Raw genomic sequence first — 21,613 nt, 5'->3', positions numbered from 1 at the left:
CGAATCGGGGGCCCAGGAGCCGTCGGAACGATCGACCGTCAATGCTCCAACGGCACGTCCTTGGTCTCGCGCACGAAGAACAACCCGATCACGAAGGTCATCAAGGCCACCGCCACCGGATACCAGAGGCCGTAGTAGATGTCGCCTTTCCAGGCCACCAGCATGAAGCCGATGGTGGGCACGAAGCCGCCGAACCAGCCGTTGCCGATGTGGTACGGCAGGCTCATCGAGGTGTAACGGATACGGGTGGGGAACATCTCCACCAGCCATGCGGCGATCGGGCCGTAGACCATCGTGACGTAGATGACCAGGATCGCCAGCAGCACCACCAGCATCGGGTAGTTCGCCGTCGCCGGATCGGCCTTGGCGGGGTAGCCGGCCGCCTTCACCTGCGCGGCCACGCGGTCGGTGAAGTCCTTGTTCTTCGCGGTGAAGTCGGCCTTGGCGAGCCCGCCGCCCTCGAACGATTCGATGACCTCGTCGCCGATCTTCACCGTGGCGACGGTTCCCGGCGCCGCGGCGGCGTTGGTATACGGAATGCCTTTCTTCGCCAGCACGCTCTTGGCCACGTCGCAGGAGCTGGTGAAGGTCTTCTTGCCCACCGGATCGAACTGGAAGCTGCACGCGTTCGGGTCGGCCACCACGGTCACCGGCGCGGAGGCCGCGGCGGCTTCCACCGCCGGATTGCCGAAGTGGGTAAGGCCCTTGAAGATCGGGAACATCGTCAGCGCGGCGATGAGGCAGCCCGCGAGCACGACGGTCTTGCGACCGATGCGATCGGACAGCCAACCGAAGAAGACGAAGAACGGCGTGCCGATGAGCAGGGCGGCGGCAATCAGCAGGTTGGCCGTGGTGGCGTCGATCTTCAGGCTCTGGGTGAGGAAATAGAGCGAGTAGAACTGGCCCGTGTACCAGACCACCGCCTGGCCCGCCGTGGCGCCGAGCAGGGCCAGGATCACCAGCTTCAGGTTCTTCCACTGGCCGAAGGCTTCGGTCAGCGGCGCCTTCGACTGCTTGCCCTCGGCCTTCATCTGCTGGAACACCGGCGACTCGTGCAACTGCATGCGGATGTACACCGACACGCCGACGAGGATGGCCGAAAGCAGGAACGGGATGCGCCAGCCCCACGCCTCGAACGTTTCGCTACCCATGCCCAGGCGCGTGCCGAGGATCACGAGCAGCGAGAGGAACAAGCCGAACGTGGCGGTGATCTGGATGAAGCTGGTGTACAGGCCACGCTTGCCCTGCGGCGCGTGCTCGGCGACGTAAGTGGCCGCGCCGCCGTATTCGCCGCCCAACGCCAGGCCTTGCAGCAGCCGCAGGAGGATGAGCAGCACGGGCGCGAGCGTTCCCATCGTCGAGTATCCTGGCAAGACGCCCACCAGGAAGGTGGACGTGCCCATGATGATGATGGTGACGAGGAAGGTGTACTTGCGGCCGATGAGATCGCCCACGCGACCGAACACGATGGCGCCGAACGGACGCACGGCGAAACCGGCGGCGAACGCGAGCAGGGCGAAGATGAACTGGCTCGTCTCGTTGAGTCCGGTGAAGAACTGCTTGCCGATGATCGCGGCGAGCGAGCCGTAGAGATAGAAGTCATACCATTCGAAGACGGTGCCCAGGCTCGACGCGAAAATCACGCGCCGATGGCTGGTACCGATGCTGCCGTCGGCGCGGAGGCCGGATGCGGTGGTCGCCATGTCGGTCTCCGGTTAGAAACGATAGTTGCCGTTGAGGGTGAACTCGTTGGCGGAGGTCTTCTGCCGACCGAGGCCATTGGTGGTGCTCGAATCCAGGTTGGAATGGATCCATTCCACGCTGAAGTCGTAGGCGCCGGCCGTGTATTGCAGGCTGAGCGCGCCCTGGCGGTTCTTCAACAGCGCCGCGGTGTTGGGTGCGCGCCAGCGCAGCACGTCGTCCTTGTCGGGCTTGCTGGTGGCGTACGTGCCGTAGGCCGACCAGTTCGGCGTGAACTTGTAGCCCACCTGCAGGTAGCCGCCCGTGTCCTTGATGTCGCCGAACTGCGAGAGGTCGCCGAAGATCTGGCCGATGGCGTTGCCCGTGTAGACGGCGCTCTTGAAGATGAAGTTGCCCGGCGTCCACATGCCGCCCAGTTCGACCGCCGTGCTCTTGATGTTGCTCTTGATCGGCGTGATCGTCGTGCCGTCGACGCCATGCAGGTCGAGCTTGGAATAGTGGCCGGCGAGGAAGGCCTGCCAGTTGCCGCCCTTGGCGGTGAGGCGCGCCTCCACCTGCGGCTTGAAGCCCGTGTTGCCCGCGGTGAGGTAATTGGTGGTGTTGCCCGGCCCGTTCCAGCTTCCCTCGAACGCGGCAAGATCGAAACGCCACTTCACCCCTTCCGAGCCATGGTTCAGGTCCTGCATCCAGATGATGCCCGGGTAGCGCCAACCGATCACGCCCGTGCCGTAGCCCAGCGGGAAAGCGATGTGCGAGAGCGACTGCGGGATGTATTCCAGCGGGAACATGAGATCCCACATCTGGCCGATGCGGAAGGTGGTGCCGGTGTCGGCGTTGGTGATGTCCATGTACGCCTGGCGCAGGCGGGGCGTGGGCTGCTGCTGGCTGTACGGTCCCGTGCCGTTGAAGCCGCCGAAGAAGTCCATCTCGATGCGGCCGCCGCCGCTCCAGCTCTCGTTGAGCTTGGCGCCGGTGAAATCGAGCCAGAAGCGCGTGTTGCGCACGTCCACGCCGCTGAGCGAATCGTTCACGCGGCCGCCGGTGCCGGGAATCGGGTATTCGGCGTTGGCGCCGTTGCCGAAGGTGTAACCCTTGCTCTGGGTGAAGGCATTGGCGTTGATGAAGCCATGGAACGCCACCGAGACGCCGGGCGCGGTGGTGAACGTGGGCTTGGCCGGGACCGAGGCCACGGTCTTTTCGACCTTGGCGACCTTCTCGTCGGTCTGCTGGGCCTGCGTCTGCGCCGCCTGCGCCGTCGCGGTGGCCTGGCTGGTGGCGTCGCGCTGTTCCTGGATCATCGCCTTCAGCTCGGCCAGCTGCTGCTCGAGCTGGTTGACCCGGGCTTCGAGTTCGGCCTCGCGGCCGGCGGTCTTCTTCGGTTTCGACTGGGCGTGGGCAAGGTCCGGCAAGGCCGCCATCGGCAGCATCAACGCACATGCGACGCTGAAGGCCATCGCCTTCCGCCCCCCGTTACGGATCGGTTTCATCATGGTCTCCCCAACCATTGGCGAGCCGAGCATGGGTCAGCCTTGCGCGGGCGTTCCATTCGCCAAAGGTCGAAACTCGACCAAAGTCGAAGGGGGTGCGCCGCTTTGTGCGTCGCGGCGAAGGTAAACTCCATGGCCTGTCCCACCGGCCTCGCCGACCCACGTTCAAGCAGGAGCACGCATGTCCGAGAAGTACCCGGCCGACCCCTCCATCGGCCACGTCAGCAAGGGCGATTACGAGCGTATGTACGCCGAATCGATCCAGGATCCGAACGGTTTCTGGAAGCGGATGAGCGGACGCCTGGACTGGATGGTGCCGCCGACGACCATCAAGAACGTCTCCTACGACCCGGCCGACCTGCACATCCGCTGGTACGAGGACGGCCAGCTCAACGTGGCCGCCAACTGCCTGGATCGCCACCTGGACAAGCGGGGCGACAAGACCGCCATCATCTTCGAGGGCGACGACCCTGGCGAAAGCCGCAGCCTCAGCTATCGCGAGCTGCACGGCGAGGTCTGCAAGTTCGCCAACACGCTGAAGAACCTCGGCGTCGCCAAGGGCGATCGCGTGGTGATCTACCTGCCGATGATTCCCGAGGCGGCCGTGGCCATGCTGGCCTGCGCGCGCATCGGCGCCATCCATTCGGTGGTGTTCGGCGGCTTCTCGCCCGATTCGCTGGCCAGCCGCATCGCCGATTCGAAGGCCAAGCTCATCGTCACCGCCGACGAAGGCTGCCGCGGCGGCAAGAAGATCCCGCTGAAGGCCAACGTCGACGAATCGCTCACCCGGCCCAACACCAACAGCGTGGAAACCGTGGTGGTGGTGCGCCGTACCGGCGGCGCCATCCACGTGCAGTCGCCGCGCGACCGCTGGTACCACACGCTGATGGAAGGCCAATCCACCGACTGTCCGGCCGAGCCGATGAACGCGGAAGATCCGCTGTTCACGCTCTACACCTCCGGCTCCACGGGCCAACCCAAGGGCGTGCTGCACACCAGCGGCGGTTACCTCGTCTATACGAGCCTCACGCACGAACTCACCTTCGACCTGCGCGAGGACGACGTCTACTGGTGCACCGCCGACGTGGGCTGGATCACCGGCCACAGCTACGTGGTCTACGGTCCGCTCGCCAACGGCGCCACCGTGGTGATGTTCGACGGCGTGCCGCACTATCCCGACTTCAGCCGCTTCTGGCAGGTGGTCGACAAGCACAAGGTCACGCTGTTCTACACGGCGCCCACGGCCATCCGCGCGTTGATGCGCGAAGGCGACGGCCCGGTGAAGAAGACTTCCCGCAAGAGCCTTCGCATCCTCGGCACCGTGGGCGAGCCGATCAATCCGGAAGCCTGGAAGTGGTACTACGAGGTGGTGGGCGAAGCGCGTTGCCCCATCGTGGACACCTGGTGGCAGACCGAAACCGGCGGCTTCATGATCACGCCGTTGCCCGGCGCCATCGACCTGAAGCCCGGCTCGGCGAGCCTGCCGTTCTTCGGCGTGAAGCCCGCCGTGGTCGACACCGACGGCAAGCCGCTGGAAGGCGAAGCCAGCGGCAACCTGGTCATCACCGATTCGTGGCCGGGCCAGATGCGTACCGTATACGGCGACCACCAGCGCTTCATCGATACCTATTTCAAGACCTATCCCGGCAACTACTTCACCGGTGACGGCGTGCGTCGCGATGCCGACGGCTATTACTGGATCACCGGGCGCGTCGACGACGTGATCAACGTCTCGGGCCATCGCATCGGCACGGCCGAGGTGGAGAGCGCGCTGGTGGCTCATCCGAAGGTGGCCGAAGCGGCCGTGGTCGGCTGCCACCACGACATCAAGGGCCAGGGCATCTACGCCTTCGTCACCCTCAACGCGGGGGAGAGCGGCAGCGACGAACTGCGCAAGGAACTGGTCGCCGAGGTGCGCAAGGACATCGGCGCGCTCGCCGTGCCCGATTTCCTCCAGTGGGCGCCGGGCCTGCCGAAGACGCGCTCGGGCAAGATCATGCGCCGCATCCTGCGCAAGATCGCGGAGAACCAGCCCGATCAGCTCGGCGACATCTCGACGCTCGCCGATCCCGGCGTGGTGAAGAGCCTCGTGGAGGAGCGTCTGGTCAAGTAGACATGTCCGACGTACTCATCGCCGACGATCACCCGCTGTTCCGCGACGCCCTCCAGCGCGCGGTGCTGGCGGCCGTGCCGGGCGCCGCCGTGCACGCGGCGGACAGCGTGCCCGCGTTGTTCGCCCTGATCGAGTCCATGCCCGAGGCCGACCTGCTGCTGCTCGACCTGCACATGCCCGGCGCCCGCGGGTATTCCGCGCTCGCCCATATCCGCGGGCAATACCCGGGGTTGCCCACCATCGTCGTCTCCGGTCACGAGGAGGCGCAGATCGCCCGGCGTGCGCTGGCCCATGGCGCATCGGCGTACATACCCAAATCCGCGGCCGTCGAGACGATCGTCGAAGCGGTTCGCACGGTACTCGACGGCGACGTCTGGTTGCCGCCGCAACTCGTGCTCGGCCATGTGGAACTCAAGGCCGACGAAGCCGACGTCGCGGCGCGCGTGGCGTCGCTCACGCCGCAGCAATTCCGCGTGCTCAACATGATCGCCGAAGGGCTGCTCAACAAGCAGATCGCGTATGACCTCGGCGTGTCCGAGGCGACGGTGAAAGCGCACATGACGGCGATCATGCGCAAGCTGGGCGTGTCCAATCGCACGCAGGTGGCGTTGGCGGCGAGTCACCTGGATGTGGAGAAGGAAGCGTTGCCCGGCATCGCCGAAGGGAAGTAACGGTTTCGCGACGTGGTTCGCCGTCAGGCGGCATGCGTGCCGGTCCGCTTGGCCAGCGCCACCAACAACGCACGCAACGCCGCCGGCCGCACCGGCTTGTGCAGCAGCGGATAGCCCAAGGCTCGCGCGCGCTGCTTCAACTCGGTGCTGCCGTCGGCCGTGACCATCGCCGCCGGCGGCAACGGCGAGATCTTCGTTTCCAGGTAACGCAAGGCCTCGAGCCCGTCCACGTCGTCGCCCAGGTGATAGTCGGCGAGGATGAGATCCACGTGCGTCGTGGACAGGATCGCCTCGGCGGCGGCCACGTCGAGCGCCGTGCGGCAATCGACGCCCCAGCGGCCCAGCAATGCGCGCATGCCTTCGAGAATGGTCTCGTCGTTGTCCAGGCACAGTACCGTGATGGGCAACTGTTCGCCGCCGGGACGCGCCATGGATGGCGTACGCTTCCGCGCCACCGCTTCGGTACGCGGCACCGTGATGGAGAAGCAGCTGCCCTGGCCCACCCGGGAGCGCAGGCCGAGCGCGTGGCCGAGGATGTCGGCCAGGCGATCGCAGATCGACAGGCCCAGGCCCAGGCCTTTCTCGCCCCAGGGCGAGGGGCGTTCGAGCCGCTGGAACTCGCCGAAGATGCGGGCCTGCTGTTCGTCGGCGATGCCCGGGCCGCTATCCCAAACCTCGATGCGCACATTGCCGCCGACCCGGCGCGCACCGACCACCACGCCGCCCACACGGGTATAGCGCAAGGCGTTGGAGAGGAAGTTGGCGATGATTCGCCTCAGCAGCTGCGCATCGGATCGCACCGCGAGTCCGGTCGGCACGACGCGCAACGACAAGCCACGCTGCTCGGCGACCACGGCGAACTGCTGCTTCAGCGAATCGAAGACGTCGGCCAGGGCGAACGACGCGATCTCCGGACGGTAACTCCCGGCATCGAGTCGCGACACGTCCAGCAAGGCGTCGAGAAGGTCTTCCGCCGCGCGGAACGATGCGTCGATACGCTCGGCGAGCTTTGCCGCTTCACCGTCCAACGTCGGATCCTGCCGCAGCGCGGAGGTGAACAGGCGCGCGGCGTTGAGCGGTTGCAGGAGGTCGTGGCTGGCGGCCGCCAGGAATCGCGTCTTCGACGCGTTGGCCGCTTCGGCTTCGCGACGTGCGATGGCCGTCGCGCTCAACGCTTCGCTCAGTTCGGCCGTGCGCATTTCCACGCGCTGCTCGAGCGTTTCGTTGGCGTCGATCAAGGCCTGTTCCACGGCCTTGTACGCCGTGACGTCGGTGAACGTGGTGACGAAGCCGCCGCCCGGGAGCGCGCGCCCGCGCATCTCGATCACGGTGCCGTCGGGCCGCACGCGCTGGAACACATGGGGCGAACCCGCGCGCATGTAACGGATGCGTTTGCCCACGTGCTCGTCCACTTCGCCGGGGCCGCATTCGCCGTGCTCGGCGTTCCAGCGAATCAGGTCGGCCACCGGCAATCCGACGTAAACCATGCCGTCGGGATAATCGAACAGCTCGAGATAACGGCGGTTCCAGGCCACCAGGCGCATGTCGCCGTCGACCACGCTGATGCCCTGGGAGACGTTTTCCAGCGTGGTGGACAGTAGCTCACGATTGAAGCGGAGTTCCTGCGAGGCCTCGTCGAGCAGGGCCATCGCTTCGGCGATGTCCAGGCCGGTACCCGACAACGCGCCCATGAGGATGCGACGTGCGCTCGCCGCGCCGACCGCGCTCGCGAGCAGGCGTTCGGTGAACTGTATCAGGGGCCGGTCGGCGGCATCGCCGGGGGAGAGCGTCAGTCCGTGGCGCTGCGCGTATTCGTTGAACGCGCGCGCGGTCACCCGTTCGCCCACGATGCGGCCGGCGATGGTACCCAGGTCGCGCACCGTCACGCGGCCTCGCCAGTCGCCCGCGCCCGATACGCTGCGCACGAACGGATCCACGAACAGGGCCGCATGGAGACGTTCGGCGACGCTCGGACGGAATCGCAACGATAGGAAAACCAGGCACCCCACGTTGACGAACAGGGACCAGAACGTACCGTGCGTCACCGGCTCCCAGCCGGTGAGGTGGAACAGTTCGTTCGGCTTCAACCAGCCCAGCGCGAACGGGCCCTGGTCCAGCCACTGCGAATCGAGCCATCCCGCGCGCGTCATGGCCGGCAACAGCAACGTGTAACCCCACACGAGGAAGCCCGCGAGCAGGCCCACGTAGACGCCCACCCGGCTGGCGCCGCGCCAGTACAGCGCGGAAACGATCGCCGGGGCGAATTGCGCCACCGCGGCGAACGACAACAGGCCGGTGGCGGCGAGGTTTTCCGCATCGGCGATGATCCGGTAATAGAAGTAGGCCATCGCCGCAAGTCCGACGATCGCCACGCGGCGTACCAGGAGCACGATGTTCGACAGGTCGCCGCGCCGCTCCAGGCCGAATCGCTCGATGCGGAGCAGCGCGGGCATCACCAGGTCGTTGCTGATCATGGTGGCCAGCGCGACGGCGGCGACGATCACCATGCCGGTCGCCGCGGAAAATCCGCCGACGAAGGCGAGCAGGGCGATACCCTTGTCGCCCAGGGCAATGGGAAGGTTGAGCACCCAGGCGTCGACGTGCGCCTGCGTCACCTGCGGCAGGTGGAGCCCCGCGCTGACGATGGGCAACACCCCGAGCGAAATGACGATCATGTAGAGAGGAAAGAACACGCGCGCACGACGGAGGTCGCGCGGGTCTTCGCATTCCACGACGCCGATCTGGAATTGCCGCGGCAGGCAGAACATCGCGCAGAACGCGAGTAACGTCTGGGCGACGAAGCCGGGTGGCATGCTGCCCTTTTCCAGCTGCAGCATGGGGCCCCGCAGGGTTTCGGCCAGACCGGGCCCGTGCATCCAGGCGTAGACGCCGATGGCGACGAACGCCAGCAACTTCACCAGCGATTCCAGCGCCACCGCGAGCATCATGCCGTGGTGGTGTTCGGTCGCGTCGATGTTGCGCGTACCGAACAGGATCGCGAATACGGCGAGCAAGGCCGCGCACCACAGGGCCGTGTCGCCGAACCATCCCGTGGTGCCACCAGCACCCAGCACGGCGAACGACATCGCCACCGCTTTGAACTGCAACGCGATGTACGGGATGATCGCGATGACGGCGATCACCGCGACCAGTGCCGCGAGTCCGTGGGACTTGCCGAAACGCGCGGCGATGAAGTCGGCGATCGAAGTGATGTTGCGTTCCCGTGCCACGAGCACGAGACGTTCGAGCAGGCCGAACCCGAACACGAAGAGCAGCAACGGGCCGAGATAGATCGGCAGGTAGGAGAGGCCCGAACGCGCCGCCGTGCCCACCGCGCCGTAGAAGGTCCAGGACGAGCAGTAGACGGCCAGCGCGAGGCTGTAGACCAGGGGACGAAGGCGGGGCTGGCGTGGGTAGAACGGACGGCGGTCGCCCATGTACGCGACGGCGAAAAGCATGCCGACGTATAGCAGCGCCACCAGCAGCAAGAGCCAGCCTGCGATCACCCGATGTCGCTCCCCCGAATGGTACGGATCCCATTCTAGGACGTGCGGTGCCCCGTTGTGGGATAGCATCGCGCGATGACTTTCGAGGTTCCTTTCCTATCTCCCGACGAGATCCATGTCTGGCGCATGGCCTGGACCGGCACCGCGGCTGCCGAACCGCCCTTTGGCGCGCTTCTCTCGGCCTATGCAGGCTCGGACGCGCCGGCGGTCATCCGGCAGGAGCATGGCAAGCCCGTCCTGCCGGCGCCGTGGAATACCCTGGGCTTCAACTGGTCGCACAGCCGCGATGTGGCGCTCTTCGCGGTAGGACGTGGACCGGCGGGCTTCGAACTGGGCGTGGACGTGGAACGCGTGCGTCCGCGCCCGCGCGTGCTGGAACTGGCCCGTCGATTCTTCGCGCCTGCTGAGACGGCGTGGCTCGAGACGCTGAACGACGAACGACGACTGACTGCGTTTCTCGACCTGTGGACGCACAAGGAAGCCGTGCTGAAGGCGCATGGCGGCGGCCTGTCGTATGGCTTGCATCGCGTGTCGTTCATGAATCGGGACGACACGCTGCGTCCCTTGGCGTTCGACGGCGATATCGGACCGGCGTCTTCCTGGAGCGTGCGACGCCTCGATGCCGGCGACGGCACCGTCGCCGCGGCGGCGTGGCGGGGTGCTGAACGGAACGTGCGCGCCTTCACATATCCGCCTTGAACCTTTCTCCGGCGAGGTGTGTCTGATTCACTGGAACCGTGGAGTGCGCCATACGGAGCTGGCGAGTTATGCTGGGAAGACAGTCATTACGCACGTCGCGTTTGGCGGCGTGCGTTTTTTTGGGACCGTCGATGACCCTCCTCAGCGTCAACCTGAACAAGATCGCCGTGCTGCGCAATTCGCGTGGCGGCCATGAACCCGATATCGCCACCGCGGCCAACACCTGCATCGATGCGGGTTGCGGCGGCCTCACCGTGCATCCGCGTCCGGACATGCGACACGTCACGCCTACCGACGTTCGCACCTTGGCGGGTCTGTTGCGCGGAAGGGTGGAATACAACATCGAAGGCAATCCCTTCGCGCCCGCTCGCGGCGACTATCCCGGGCTCATTGCCTTGTGCGCCGAGGTAAAGCCGACCCAGGTCACCCTCGTTCCCGACAGCGACGGACAGATCACGTCCGACCACGGCTTCGATCTCACCAAGGACATCGAGACACTGAAACCCGTGGTGGCCGCGTTTCGGGAGATGGGCTGTCGCGTCAGCGTGTTCGTGGACGCCGGTGGCGAAGGGTTCGCCGAGGCGGTCGCGATCGGCATCCAGCGTATCGAGCTTTATACGGGCCCGTATGCGGAGGTGTTTTCCCGCCGTCGCGATCGCGACGTGGAATCGGTGCTGAAAGCGTTCGCCGATACGGCGCAACGCGCCCAGCAAGCGGGACTGGCCGTGAACGCCGGACACGATCTGAGCCAGGCCAACCTGGGGCGCTTCAAGGCCGCGATTCCCGGACTCGCCGAAGTATCGATCGGGCACGCGCTGATCGGCGAGGCGCTGTATCAGGGCCTGGCGAATACCGTTCGCGCATATCTGGATATCCTGGCCTGATCGCGAAGACCGGACACGTCGCCGGTGACGGATCGATCCATAAAAAAACCCCGCCCAAAAGGCGGGGTTTTTGGTCTTACCGGACGACTTCGATCGATTACTGCGCGTTGACGAAACCGATCTTGGTCAGGCCCTGGCTCTTGGCGTCGGAAAGCACGCGTGCCACGACCTCGTACTGAACCGCGTCATCCGCATCGATCTGCAGTTCCGGCTGGTTGGACTGCTGGGCGATCACCGCGATCTGGGCCTTGAGGCCCAGCTCGTCGACCGGCGTATCGTTCCAGTAGAGCGAACCATCCTGGCGAATCTGCAGACGGACGGGGTCCGGCGGATTATCCGGGTTGACGATGTTCGGATTCGGCTGCGGCAGATCGATCTTGATCTTATGCGACAGCTGGGGAGCCGTGATCATGAAGATGATCAGGAGCACCAGCATCACGTCGACGAGCGGCGTGACGTTGATGTCCGACATCGGGCCACCGGAGTTGCCTGAGCTGAATGCCATGTTCGTTACTCCTTGCCGGTCGACATGAAGCCGACGTGGACCATACCGGCTTCCTTGGCGTCGCCAAGGATCTTCTTCACCACCTTGTACTCGGTGGTGCGGTCGGCACGGATCTGGAGCTCGGGCTGCGGCGACTTCGCCGCCGCAACCGCGAACTGGGCCTTCAGTTCAGCCTCGCTGACTTCGTTGTCATTGAGGAAGTACGTACCGTCCGGCTTGACCGCGAGATCCATCGGCTCGACCGGGGCCTCATCCTTGGTGTTCGGATTAGCCTTCGGCAGATCGATCTGGACCTTGTGGGACATCAGTGGCGCCGTGATCATGAAGATGATCAGGAGAACCAGCATCACGTCGACGAGCGGCGTGACGTTGATTTCCGACATCGGACCACCGGAGTTGCCCCCGCTGCTCATAGCCATGGGTCGAATCCTCTAGCGAATTACTTCGTGCCTTCGACACGGGCGCCGGTGGCGAAGAAGTCGTGCAGGTCGTGCGCGAATTCGTCGAACTGGGCGTAGGTCAGGCGGTTGGAGCGCATGAAGAAGTTGTATGCGAGCACGGCCGGGATAGCGGTGAACAGACCGAACGCGGTCATGATCAGCGCCTCACCGACGGGGCCGGCAACCTTGCCCATCGAGGCTTCACCCGCCGCGGCGATACCGATCAGCGCGTGGTAGATGCCCCACACGGTACCGAGAAGACCGATGAACGGAGCCGACGAACCGACCGTGGCGAGCAGGGTCAGGCCGCCTTCCAGACGCAGGCTCTCGCGAGACACGGCCTGGCGCAGGGCGCGATCGATGAATTCCGAACGCGACAGCGATTCGGCGAGGCGACCGCCAGCAGCCTGCTGGTGGTGGGCAACGGCCGAAGCGGCGTCGAGAGCGATCTTCGAGAACGGTTCGCCCTTGGGCTGCTCTTCGAGCATGCGGATGGCATCCTGCGTCGACGCGGTGTTCCAGAAGCCCTGGATGACCTTGTCGGCGCGCGCACGCACCATGCTGTTACGGATGAAGTTGGCGACGATGAAGTACCACGAGAGCACCGACATCACGACCAGCACGACGAACACAATCCAACCCAGCGGGTCGAAGTTGTGGATCAGGTGGTCGAAGCCCATCTGCTTGAGGGCGTCGGCGTTGGAGTTCTGACCTGGATTAGCAGGCTGAGCGGAGGTGTCTTGCAACATAACGCTACCCTTGGGAAATCAAACATTAACGGAGATGTAAGTAAGTGTGAGGACTAACTTACAGCTGGTTTAGGTTGAACGTAACGGGGACACGTGCATAGCCTTCGACGGCCTGACCGCCTCGCTTGCCCGGGTTGAATCGCCAGTTCCTTGCGGCATCCTCCGCAGCCTTGTCCAATTCGCGGAAACCGCTCGACTGGTCGACCTTGATGTCCTTCGGCGAGCCGTCGACACCAACTAGGACCAGAAGTACCACCGTACCTTCATGACGCTGGCGAATCGCCTGCGGCGGATACCTTGGGGGATTCCGCTGACGGTACGACAGATTTTCGCTCGGCGCGATATCCGCCGGCGGTGCAGGCGGCGCGGGAGGCGCCGGCGGCGGAGCCGGAACGGCGTTCGTGCTCGCCTCCTCGACGGCCGGCGGCGGCGGAGCCGGCGGCGGCGGTGTCGGCGGCGGCTTCACCTGCTGAATGATTTTCGGCGGCGGCTGCTTCGGGGGTTCCGGAGGCGGCGGCGGCGGCGGCGGGGGGGGCGGCGGCGGTTCGATGAAGTCGACCTGCACGACCTTATCCGTACGCTTTTCCTGCGTCTTGGGCGGCGCCATTGGCGCTACCAGCACGAGGAAAGCGAACGAGTGCAGCGCGATGGCGACTGCCAACGCACTTGTGCGCCCCCAACTAAACGGCGCTTGGCCGGTTGATTCGTTACTTGAGGCCATCAGTCACTATCAAGAGCTAATCAAGCGGGAAGTGAGACCCGCACTGCACTTCCGGCGCCCGGCGATTGACATTGCCGAAAAAGCGCCGATTTCTGCAAGCGGAAAGATACGCAAGTTACACCAGCATATGGCGTTTGTATAGCACCTGAAGGGACGATTTATGGCTTTCCATTTCACCCCCTTCAGGCACTTTACAAGCGCCTTTTTACTTACCTGCGGTTTTCAACCAGGCGTTAGCCTTGGCAGAGGTTTCAGGGTCCTTGGCGGCTTCCTTCATGGCCGCGATCGCACCCTGCTTGTCTTTCTGACCACGCTTGGCTTCCGCGAGCACCATGTAGGCCTGGCCCTTATGCTGCACGCCCTTGCTGATGGCATCCGTCGCCGACTTTTGAGCCGCGGCGAACTGGTTTTCCTGAAGCTGGACGCGCGCGGCCTTCAGGGCCGGCTCGCCGTTGGTGGCAACGCCCGCGGCCTGCTGATAGGCCGCCAGCGCACCCTTCATGTCATCGCCCGTCACGGCGGCATCGCCGAGCAGGTTGTAGTTGTCGGCCGTCTTCTGGATCACGCCCTTGTCCATGCCTTCCTTGAGGATGGCGACGGCCTTGACGGCATTGCCCTTCTGGCGATCCTGGTTTTCCTGGCCGTCGATCAGGTAGATCTTGGCGAAGTTGATGTACTGCTTTTCATCCTTGATGGCGCCGGCGGTGTGCGCCTTTTCATAGAGCGCGATCGCCTCGGGATACTTCTGCGCCTGGATCAGCGCCGACGCGGCGTTGTTCAGCGCGGTGGCGTCATTCGGATTCTTCGACAACTCGTCGGCGGCCATCGCGGCAGCCTTGTCGCCCTGGCCGGATTCGGAGTACGACGCCATCAGGATCTGGTCCCACGACGCCTGCGGCTTCGCGTCGGGCATCGACTTCGCCTTGGTGATGGCGGCGATGGCTTCCGGATACTTCTCGAGGCGGTAGTCGATGCTGCCTTCGAGGCCATACGACTCGGCGGTTTCACGCTTGCCTTCGTTGCGCCATTCCTGCAGCGACTGCAGGGCGGCCGCGTACTGCTCGTCGGCCACGAGGAACTGGGTGTACATGTACTTCAGCTGGAAGTAGGTGTCGTTCGGCATCACGCCGATGTCGAGCGCCTGCTTGAGCGTGCTGATGGCGCCTTTGACGTCGCCATCGTTGTACTTCATGTTGGCCAGGCCCTGCAGCGCGAGCGCCTGGGCGTACTTGCTGCTCGTGCCGGAACCGTCGGCGAGCGGCGTGAGGATCTGCGTGGCCTTGTCCTTGTCGCCGTTGTTGGCGGCGTCGAGGCCTTCGTTGATGGCCTTCTGGTCCTTCTCGCTCTTGAGGTCGAGCTTGGGCTCCTGACGAGTGGCGTTGGGGTACAGCGCCTCTTTCTTATCCTGAGCCGGCTGCTTGTCGCGCGCGATGGCGGCGCCGCTGGCAAAGGAAAGTGCGATCGCGGTAGCGAGCGCCATCTTGATGAAACCCTGTTTCATTGACTGACCTCTGTTGAAGGACTCGTCGCACACGGAAGTGCTCCGGGGGATTACAGAGGTTAACCCGATTCGATTCCTAAGAACAAGTCGCAGCGCGTCAAAAAAAATCCGTCAAAACAATGACTTGTTAGAAGAACGTTGGCGCTTACCCAATCGACCCATCTTTCAGCCCTTGAAATCGCCATTTTTATCCCCCCGAACTGTCACGATCTAAAAAGCGAAGGCCCGGTTGCGCGAGACAACCGGGCCTTGGTCTTTTCATCCAATGGGTGCGTGATTTACACGTCGAGGTTGGCGACCTTCAGGGCGTTGGATTCGATGAAGTCGCGGCGAGGCTCCACCGCTTCGCCCATCAGCATCGAGAACATCTGGTCGGCGGCCACGGCATCTTCGATGCCCACCTGGAGCATTCGCCGCGTTTCCGGATTCACGGTGGTTTCCCACAACTGTTCCGGGTTCATTTCGCCGAGGCCCTTGAAGCGCTGGATGGTACGGCCCTTCTTCGCTTCGTCCAGGAGCCAGCTACGTACCTCGGCAAACGAGGTCACGCCACGCGAGGCATTGCCCCGGCGAACCACGGCGCCCGGCTGGAGACGCAGTTCGGCGAGCTGTCGAGACATGCCGTGGATGGCCTTGAACTCGGTACCGCCGAAGAACGCCTGTGGCATGATCCAGGTATGGCTCAGCCCGTGCTGCATCCGCTCGATTTCGACCGCGGCGCCCTGCTCGTTGAGCGCCGGGCGGAACCGTAGCTTGTAGGTGGGCTTGCCCAGTCCGCTGGCACTCAGGCGCGCGGCCACTCCATCGAGCCAGGCCTGCATGGCCGCTTCGTCCTGCCAGAAGGCGTCTTCCAGGGGAGCGTGTTCGATCATGGCATGGAGCGTCGCCGGATCGAAGCGGTGGCTCAGGCGTTCGATCTGGTCGAGCGCGGACTGGAAATCGCGCAACAACTTCTCGAGGGTGACGCCGTCGATGCCCGGCGCGCCTTCTTCCGGCGTGAGCGAGGCATTGTCGACCGCGCTGGCGATCAGGTACTCGTTGAGCACCGCATCGTCCTTGATATACATCTCCTGCTTGCCCTGCTTCACCTTGTACAACGGCGGGAGGCCGATGTAGACGTGGCCGCGCTCGATGAGTTCGGGCATCTGGCGGTAGAAGAAGGTAAGCAGCAGCGTACGGATGTGCGAGCCGTCCACGTCCGCGTCGGTCATGATGATGATGCGGTGGTAGCGCAGCTTGTCGGGGTTGTATTCCTCCTTGCCGATGCCCGTGCCGAGCGCGGTGATCAGCGTGCCGACCTCGGCGGAGGAAATCATCTTGTCGAAACGGGCCTTTTCCACGTTGAGGATCTTGCCCTTCAACGGAAGCACGGCCTGCGTGCGGCGGTTGCGCCCCTGCTTGGCCGAACCACCCGCGGAATCACCCTCCACCAGGAACAGTTCGGACAGCGCGGGATCCTTCTCCTGGCAATCGGCCAGCTTGCCCGGCAGGCCGGCGATGTCCAGCGCGCCCTTGCGGCGGGTCATTTCGCGGGCCTTGCGGGCGGCCTCACGGGCACGGGCCGCATCCACCGCCTTGGAAGCGATGGCCTTGGCCTCGTTGGGATGCTCCAGGAGGAATTCCGCGAGCTTGTCGTTGACGACCTGCTCCACCGCCGTCTTCACCTCGCTGGAGACCAGCTTGTCCTTGGTCTGCGACGAGAATTTCGGATCGGGCACTTTCACCGAGAGTACGGCGATCAGGCCCTCGCGCATGTCGTCGCCCGAGAGCGCCACCTTGGCGTTCCTGGCGATGCTTTCCTTCTCGATGTAGCTCTGCAGCGTGCGCGTCAGCGCGGCGCGGAAGCCGGTCAGATGGGTGCCGCCGTCGCGCTGGGGGATGTTGTTGGTGAAGCAGAACATCGTTTCCTGGTAGGCGTCGGTCCACTGCATGGCCACTTCGACCGTGATGCCTTCGGAGAACGAGCTGAAGCTGATGACCGTGGGATGAAGCGCGGTCTTGAGCTGGGAAAGGTGCTGCACGAACGACCTGATGCCGCCTTCGTAGGCGAAGACGTCCTTGCGGTCGTTGCGCTCGTCGACCAGTTCGATGGTGACGCCGGAATTCAGGAACGCCAGCTCGCGGAGGCGCTTCGCGAGGATGTCGTAGTGGAACTCGTTGTTGTTGGTGAAGGTGAGCTTGCTCGGCAGGAAACGCACCATCGTGCCGCGACGCGACGCGGTGGCCGTCGCCGCGATCGGCGCCACCGGCTCGCCATGGGCGTATTGCTGGGTCCACTCCTCACCGTCGCGCCAGATCGTGAGCCAGAGTTTTTCGCTGAGCGCGTTTACGACCGAGACGCCCACGCCATGCAAGCCGCCGGACACCTTGTAGGAGTTCGCGTCGAACTTGCCACCGGCATGGAGCACCGTCATCACCACCTCGGCCGTGGAACGGCCTTCTTCCGGGTGGATATCGACGGGGATGCCGCGGCCGTTGTCGGCCACGCTGGCCGAACCATCGTCGTGAATGGTGACCGTGACGTAATCGCAGTAACCGGCGAGGGCTTCGTCGATGGCGTTGTCCACCACCTCGAAAACCATGTGGTGCAGGCCGGTACCGTCATCGGTATCGCCGATGTACATGCCCGGGCGCTTGCGGACGGCCTCCAGGCCCTTCAGGACCTTGATGCTGCCAGAGTCGTAGGCGTTCGGGTTCGTCGGATCGATAGGTTCGTTCATGCGAGGCCTGGTCATGGCGCGGTGTACGGCTCAGGGCCGGCCGCCGCGCGGGGGACAGTCGGACGATTATAGCAAAGCCGCCACCTGGCCTTGTTCCACGTGGAACACGACAATGGAATGGTTCGCCAGCGCGGCGGGAACGTCGGTCCCTGTGATGAACACCTGGGCGTCACGCCCCAGTAACTGGTTCACCACCCACTCTTGATGGGTACGATCGAGCTCGGATGCAAGGTCGTCGAGACATATGACGGGCCATTCGCCCCGCGTATCGGCATACAGCGACGCTTGGCCGAGAAGACAGGCCAGGGCGCAAAGCTTTTCCTGCCCACGGGACAGGTGCTCCCGCAACGGGGCCTGTTCGAACGCCAGGGAGAAGTCGGCACGATGGGGGCCGACCGTAGTGTGTCCCCGAGACAGATCCCTATCTCGTCGCTCGGCGAGAACGTCCGCCAGAGACTGTGAATCGTCCCACCCCGGTCGATACCTGAGGCTGAACTCCCCCAACTCGGGAAGCACGGCGTCGGTGAAGGCCCGGATATGCGGAAGGACGGCGTCCAGATAATTTTGGCGATAACGACCTATCGCTTCACCGGACGCCGAAAGCTCAGCCTCCCAAGGTGCCAGCAAGTCGACGTCCGGCGCCCCTCCCCGCCGGAGCAAGGCGTTTCGCTGCTTGAGAGCCCTTTGATAGCGCCGCCATTGGCCCACGAAGTCGTGTTCCACGTGGAACAAACCCCAGTCGAGGTAGCGGCGACGCTCATCGGACGCACCGGCGACGAGATCGTGAGACCCGGGCTCGAAGCAGACGACGGCGCACTCCTGTACCAGCGAACTGAGCGATGCAGCCGCGTCGCCATCCACCCTGGCCTGCCAACGGCCCGATTCCCGTCCCAATCCCAACCGACGGACGCTCCCGTCCAAGGTAGCCACCTCGGCGAACACCGACAGCGCGCTGGCACCCCGCTTGAGCAGCACGTCACGCGAACCGGCGCGGAACGACCGGCCATGCGACAGCAGATACGCCGCTTCCAGGACACTGGTCTTTCCGGCGCCGTTGGCGCCGACGAAGACGTTGATCCCGGGTGCGGGTTTCAAAGCCACCGATTCGAGGCATCGCAAACCGGCGATTCGTAACGACTCGAACCTCATGACTTACCTTTTTATCCCATCCCAACGAAAAACGCCGGAAAGTCGATGACTTTCCGGCGCCATGTCCCGAACTGTAGCGCGTGCCCGGTCAGAGACGAAGCGGCATCACCACGTGGCGGGCTTCATCGTTGCCCTCTTCCTGCAACAAGCAGCTCGATTGCGCGTCACGAAGATTGATGCGCACCTTCTCGCCGCGAAGCGCGCCCAACGCGTCCAGCAAGTAACCGACGTTGAAGCCCACCGCGAGTTCGTCGACCACCGTCTCGGCTTCCACCTCTTCCTGGGCTTCTTCCTGCTCGGGGTTGTGGGCGACGATCTTGATGCGATTCGGCGAGAGCTCGAGCTTGACGCCTCGGTACTTCTCGTTGGAAAGGATGGCGGCGCGCTGCAGGGCGCTGCGCAGTACATCGCGTTCGATCGTGGCCGACTTGTCGGCACCCAGCGGAATCACGGCTTCGTAGTCAGGGAAGCGGCCGTCGATCAGTTTGGATGTAAATACCACGCCACCGCGGCGAACACGCAGGTGGTTACGGCCGAACTCCAACTCGACGGTGCCTTCGCCCGACTCGAACAGGCCGATCAACTCGTTCACGCCCTTGCGCGGAATGATGATCTGCCGACGCGCGCTCACCGAGCTTTCCAACTTGGTTTCCTTCAGGGCCAGGCGATGCCCATCGGTAGCCACGCAACGAAGCGTGTGCTCCTGGAGATCGAGGAGCATGCCGTTGAGGTAGTAGCGAACGTCCTGGTTGGCCATCGCGAAGGCGGTGCGATCCATGAGATCGCGTAGGACCTCTTCCGGCAGCGTCACGCGCTCGACCAAGTCGATCTCGTCGATGGTCGGAAACTCGCCCGCGGGTAGCGTGGCCAGCGTGAAACGACTACGGCCCGCATTGAGGGCGATGCGTTCGCCATTCAACTTGATGTCGATGCGTGCGCCGTCGGGCAAGGCACGAACGATATCGAACAGCTTTCGCGCGGGAATCGTGATTTCGCCTTCCTGCACGCCTTCGGCCGCCGTCGTGGCGATCATCTCCACTTCGAGATCGGTACCCGTGAAGGACACTTCGCCGCCGGAAGCGCGTACCAGCAGGTTGGCCAGCACGGGCAACGTCTGGCGACGTTCGACGACGCCCACCACCTGCTGGAGGGGTTTGAGCAGTACTTCCCTCTGGATGCTGAATTGCATGCGTCCCCTACTCCTGCTTTTAAATGTTTTTTAAAGATTCTTTAGTGGTGGTTGTTAGGCCGGTGGATATCTTGAGAAGTCGGAAAATTCTTTTTGAATCAAGCAACTTTTCTAAGATATCGACTGGCCATGACATCCGGTTTCGTGTGGGTGCCTTGTGGATAACTTCAGGACCCAAAACCGTCCTCCGTCCATCCACCTATTATCCACAGGTTCTCAGCCCGTCAAGATACGGATCAGCTGCTCCCAGTCCTGTCGCATGCGGACGTCCTTTTCCGTGAAACCGCGGATGGTGCGGCACGCATGGAGCACGGTCGTATGATCGCGGCCGCCGAACGCCTCACCGATCTCCGGCAGGCTGTGCTCGGTGAGTTCCTTGGACAGGGCCATGGCTACCTGCCGCGGCCGTGCCAGCGAGCGCACCCGGCGCTTGGAGAGCAGGTCGGACAGGCGTACCTGGTAGTAGTCGGCCACCGTCTTCTGGATGTTGGGCACGGTCACCGCCTGCGCATGCGTGTTGAGCAGGTCGCGCAGCGTTTCCTCGGCGAAATCGGTGGTAATCGGCTTGCGATAGAAGTTGGCCCGCGCCGCGAGCGTATTGAGCGCGCCCTCGAGGTCGCGCACGTTCGAGCGGATGCGCCGCGCGAGCAGCATCGCCACGTCGTCGGATACCTCCATGCCCTTGTCCGCCGCCTTGGACAGCAGGATGGCCGCGCGCGTTTCGAAGTCCGGGGGCTCGATCGCCACCGACAAGCCCCAGCCCAGGCGCGACTTCAAGCGCGGTTCGAGCTTGTCGAGTTCCTTCGGATAGCGGTCGCATGTGAGGATGATCTGCTGCTTGGCCTCGAACAGCGCGTTGAAGGTATGGAAGAACTCCTCCTGCGTGGTGTCCTTGCCGGCGAAGAACTGGATGTCGTCGATCAGCAGCGCGTCGACCGAGCGGAAGCGGCGCTTGAAGTCGTCCATGTTCTTCTGCTGCAGGGCTTTCACCATGCCGCTGACGAACTGTTCCGAACGCAGGTAGAGCACCTTCGCCTCGGGGTTGTTGCGCATCAGCAGGTTGCCCGCCGCGTGCATCAGGTGGGTCTTGCCCAGGCCGGTGCCGCCGTAGAGCAGCAGCGGGTTATAGGCGCGGCCCGGATTCATCGCCACCTGCATCGCCGCGGCCTTGCCGAGCTGGTTCGACTTGCCTTCGACGAAGGTTTCGAACGTGTAATGCGGATCGAGATTGTGGACGTGGGCCGGGTCCTGCGCGGCCGGCTCGGCCATGCGCGGCGCCGGCGGTGGCGCGGCCGCCGCGACCGGCGCCGACGTGGGCCGAGCCGGCGCGGGGCGACCGCCGGACGAGCCGACTTCCAGGCGCACCGGGATGGCCTGGCCGCCGATGTGCTCGACGATGGCCTGTATGCGGTCGAGGTACTGCTCGCGGACGGTGTCCAGCGAGTAGGGATTGGGGGCATAAAGGTGCAGGCCGAACGCATCCTCCCTGGCCTGAAGCGGCATCAGCCAGGTATGGACGTCCTCGGCGCTCAATTCGCCTTCAAGACGCTCGAGACAGCGTCTCCAGAGATCACTCAT

Annotated in this window: 16 protein-coding genes; 4 read left to right on the top strand and 12 right to left on the bottom strand. The window is 64.2% G+C overall.

All coding sequences use genetic code 11. The annotated features are described in order from the left end of the window. Positions 1-38 precede the first annotated feature (38 nt). On the bottom strand, positions 39-1,703 hold the full coding sequence (locus tag L2Y94_RS00080) for an MFS transporter (protein WP_247372065.1): 1,665 nt from the start codon (positions 1,701-1,703) through the stop codon (positions 39-41). A gap of 12 nt (positions 1,704-1,715) precedes the next feature. Continuing rightward, positions 1,716-3,191 (bottom strand): TonB-dependent receptor, encoded by a 1,476-nt coding sequence (locus L2Y94_RS00075; RefSeq protein ID WP_247372063.1) that lies wholly within the window; start codon positions 3,189-3,191, stop codon positions 1,716-1,718. A gap of 178 nt (positions 3,192-3,369) precedes the next feature. Between L2Y94_RS00075 and acs the strand changes: the two genes are divergently transcribed. Then, positions 3,370-5,301 carry an acetate--CoA ligase gene (gene acs, locus L2Y94_RS00070; protein ID WP_247372061.1) on the top strand — a complete coding sequence of 644 codons (1,932 nt, stop codon included), beginning with the start codon at positions 3,370-3,372 and terminating at the stop codon, positions 5,299-5,301. Between the two features lie 2 nt (positions 5,302-5,303). Further along, entirely contained in the window at positions 5,304-5,972 is a 669-nt protein-coding gene (locus L2Y94_RS00065) for a response regulator transcription factor (protein ID WP_144911960.1), read from the top strand. 23 nt (positions 5,973-5,995) lie between these two features. Here the strand turns inward: L2Y94_RS00065 and L2Y94_RS00060 are convergent, their stop codons facing one another. Beyond that, complete coding sequence (locus L2Y94_RS00060) at positions 5,996-9,478, bottom strand: hybrid sensor histidine kinase/response regulator (RefSeq protein WP_247372059.1); 3,483 nt, start codon at positions 9,476-9,478, stop codon at positions 5,996-5,998. Between the two features lie 75 nt (positions 9,479-9,553). Here L2Y94_RS00060 and L2Y94_RS00055 point away from each other — a divergent pair, with 75 nt between their 5' ends. After that, a complete protein-coding gene (locus L2Y94_RS00055; protein WP_247372057.1) occupies positions 9,554-10,177 on the top strand; it encodes a 4'-phosphopantetheinyl transferase family protein in 624 nt (207 codons plus the stop codon). Positions 10,178-10,308: 131 nt separating this feature from the next. Beyond that, positions 10,309-11,061, top strand: coding sequence for a pyridoxine 5'-phosphate synthase (locus L2Y94_RS00050; protein ID WP_247372055.1), 753 nt, complete (start codon positions 10,309-10,311; stop codon positions 11,059-11,061). Positions 11,062-11,158: 97 nt separating this feature from the next. Here the strand turns inward: L2Y94_RS00050 and L2Y94_RS00045 are convergent, their stop codons facing one another. From L2Y94_RS00045 to dnaA, 9 genes are all read right to left on the bottom strand, one after another. Then, the gene (locus tag L2Y94_RS00045; RefSeq protein WP_247372054.1) at positions 11,159-11,566 is read right to left on the bottom strand and encodes an ExbD/TolR family protein; all 408 of its coding nucleotides are present in this window, start codon (positions 11,564-11,566) and stop codon (positions 11,159-11,161) included. A gap of 5 nt (positions 11,567-11,571) precedes the next feature. Next, positions 11,572-11,985 (bottom strand): ExbD/TolR family protein, encoded by a 414-nt coding sequence (locus L2Y94_RS00040; protein WP_247372052.1) that lies wholly within the window; start codon positions 11,983-11,985, stop codon positions 11,572-11,574. Between the two features lie 20 nt (positions 11,986-12,005). Continuing rightward, entirely contained in the window at positions 12,006-12,755 is a 750-nt protein-coding gene (locus L2Y94_RS00035; protein WP_247372049.1) for a MotA/TolQ/ExbB proton channel family protein, read from the bottom strand. A 58-nt stretch (positions 12,756-12,813) separates the two neighbouring features. Continuing rightward, positions 12,814-13,416: an energy transducer TonB gene (locus L2Y94_RS00030; protein WP_425602419.1), complete on the bottom strand. Its 603-nt coding sequence runs from the start codon at positions 13,414-13,416 to the stop codon at positions 12,814-12,816. 265 nt (positions 13,417-13,681) lie between these two features. Further along, positions 13,682-14,977 (bottom strand): tetratricopeptide repeat protein, encoded by a 1,296-nt coding sequence (locus L2Y94_RS00025; RefSeq protein WP_247372043.1) that lies wholly within the window; start codon positions 14,975-14,977, stop codon positions 13,682-13,684. A 278-nt stretch (positions 14,978-15,255) separates the two neighbouring features. After that, on the bottom strand, positions 15,256-17,697 hold the full coding sequence (gyrB, locus tag L2Y94_RS00020; protein WP_247372040.1) for a DNA topoisomerase (ATP-hydrolyzing) subunit B: 2,442 nt from the start codon (positions 17,695-17,697) through the stop codon (positions 15,256-15,258). 66 nt (positions 17,698-17,763) lie between these two features. Then, positions 17,764-18,846, bottom strand: coding sequence for a DNA replication/repair protein RecF (gene recF / locus L2Y94_RS00015; protein ID WP_247372037.1), 1,083 nt, complete (start codon positions 18,844-18,846; stop codon positions 17,764-17,766). A gap of 88 nt (positions 18,847-18,934) precedes the next feature. Then, the gene (gene dnaN / locus L2Y94_RS00010) at positions 18,935-20,035 is read right to left on the bottom strand and encodes a DNA polymerase III subunit beta (RefSeq protein ID WP_247372034.1); all 1,101 of its coding nucleotides are present in this window, start codon (positions 20,033-20,035) and stop codon (positions 18,935-18,937) included. Between the two features lie 216 nt (positions 20,036-20,251). Then, the gene (dnaA, locus tag L2Y94_RS00005; RefSeq protein ID WP_247372031.1) at positions 20,252-21,613 is read right to left on the bottom strand and encodes a chromosomal replication initiator protein DnaA; all 1,362 of its coding nucleotides are present in this window, start codon (positions 21,611-21,613) and stop codon (positions 20,252-20,254) included.

The organism is Luteibacter aegosomatis, from assembly GCF_023078455.1.
In the GTDB taxonomy this organism is placed as follows: domain Bacteria; phylum Pseudomonadota; class Gammaproteobacteria; order Xanthomonadales; family Rhodanobacteraceae; genus Luteibacter; species Luteibacter aegosomatis.
This window is presented reverse-complemented; position numbering and strand designations above follow the sequence as displayed.

Excerpts from the sequence above, each read along its gene's own strand:
- L2Y94_RS00055 (WP_247372057.1), top strand. The coding sequence starts at position 9,554 with ATGACTTTCGAGGTTCCTTTCCTATCTCCCGACGAGATCCATGTCTGG.
- gyrB (WP_247372040.1), bottom strand. The coding sequence starts at position 17,697 with ATGAACGAACCTATCGATCCGACGAACCCGAACGCCTACGACTCTGGC.
- L2Y94_RS00050 (WP_247372055.1), top strand. The coding sequence starts at position 10,309 with ATGACCCTCCTCAGCGTCAACCTGAACAAGATCGCCGTGCTGCGCAAT.
- L2Y94_RS00040 (WP_247372052.1), bottom strand. The coding sequence starts at position 11,985 with ATGGCTATGAGCAGCGGGGGCAACTCCGGTGGTCCGATGTCGGAAATC.
- L2Y94_RS00045 (WP_247372054.1), bottom strand. The coding sequence starts at position 11,566 with ATGGCATTCAGCTCAGGCAACTCCGGTGGCCCGATGTCGGACATCAAC.
- L2Y94_RS00075 (WP_247372063.1), bottom strand. The coding sequence starts at position 3,191 with ATGATGAAACCGATCCGTAACGGGGGGCGGAAGGCGATGGCCTTCAGC.
- recF (WP_247372037.1), bottom strand. The coding sequence starts at position 18,846 with ATGAGGTTCGAGTCGTTACGAATCGCCGGTTTGCGATGCCTCGAATCG.
- L2Y94_RS00065 (WP_144911960.1), top strand. The coding sequence starts at position 5,304 with ATGTCCGACGTACTCATCGCCGACGATCACCCGCTGTTCCGCGACGCC.
- acs (WP_247372061.1), top strand. The coding sequence starts at position 3,370 with ATGTCCGAGAAGTACCCGGCCGACCCCTCCATCGGCCACGTCAGCAAG.
- L2Y94_RS00080 (WP_247372065.1), bottom strand. The coding sequence starts at position 1,703 with ATGGCGACCACCGCATCCGGCCTCCGCGCCGACGGCAGCATCGGTACC.
- L2Y94_RS00035 (WP_247372049.1), bottom strand. The coding sequence starts at position 12,755 with ATGTTGCAAGACACCTCCGCTCAGCCTGCTAATCCAGGTCAGAACTCC.
- L2Y94_RS00025 (WP_247372043.1), bottom strand. The coding sequence starts at position 14,977 with ATGAAACAGGGTTTCATCAAGATGGCGCTCGCTACCGCGATCGCACTT.
- dnaN (WP_247372034.1), bottom strand. The coding sequence starts at position 20,035 with ATGCAATTCAGCATCCAGAGGGAAGTACTGCTCAAACCCCTCCAGCAG.
- dnaA (WP_247372031.1), bottom strand. The coding sequence starts at position 21,613 with ATGAGTGATCTCTGGAGACGCTGTCTCGAGCGTCTTGAAGGCGAATTG.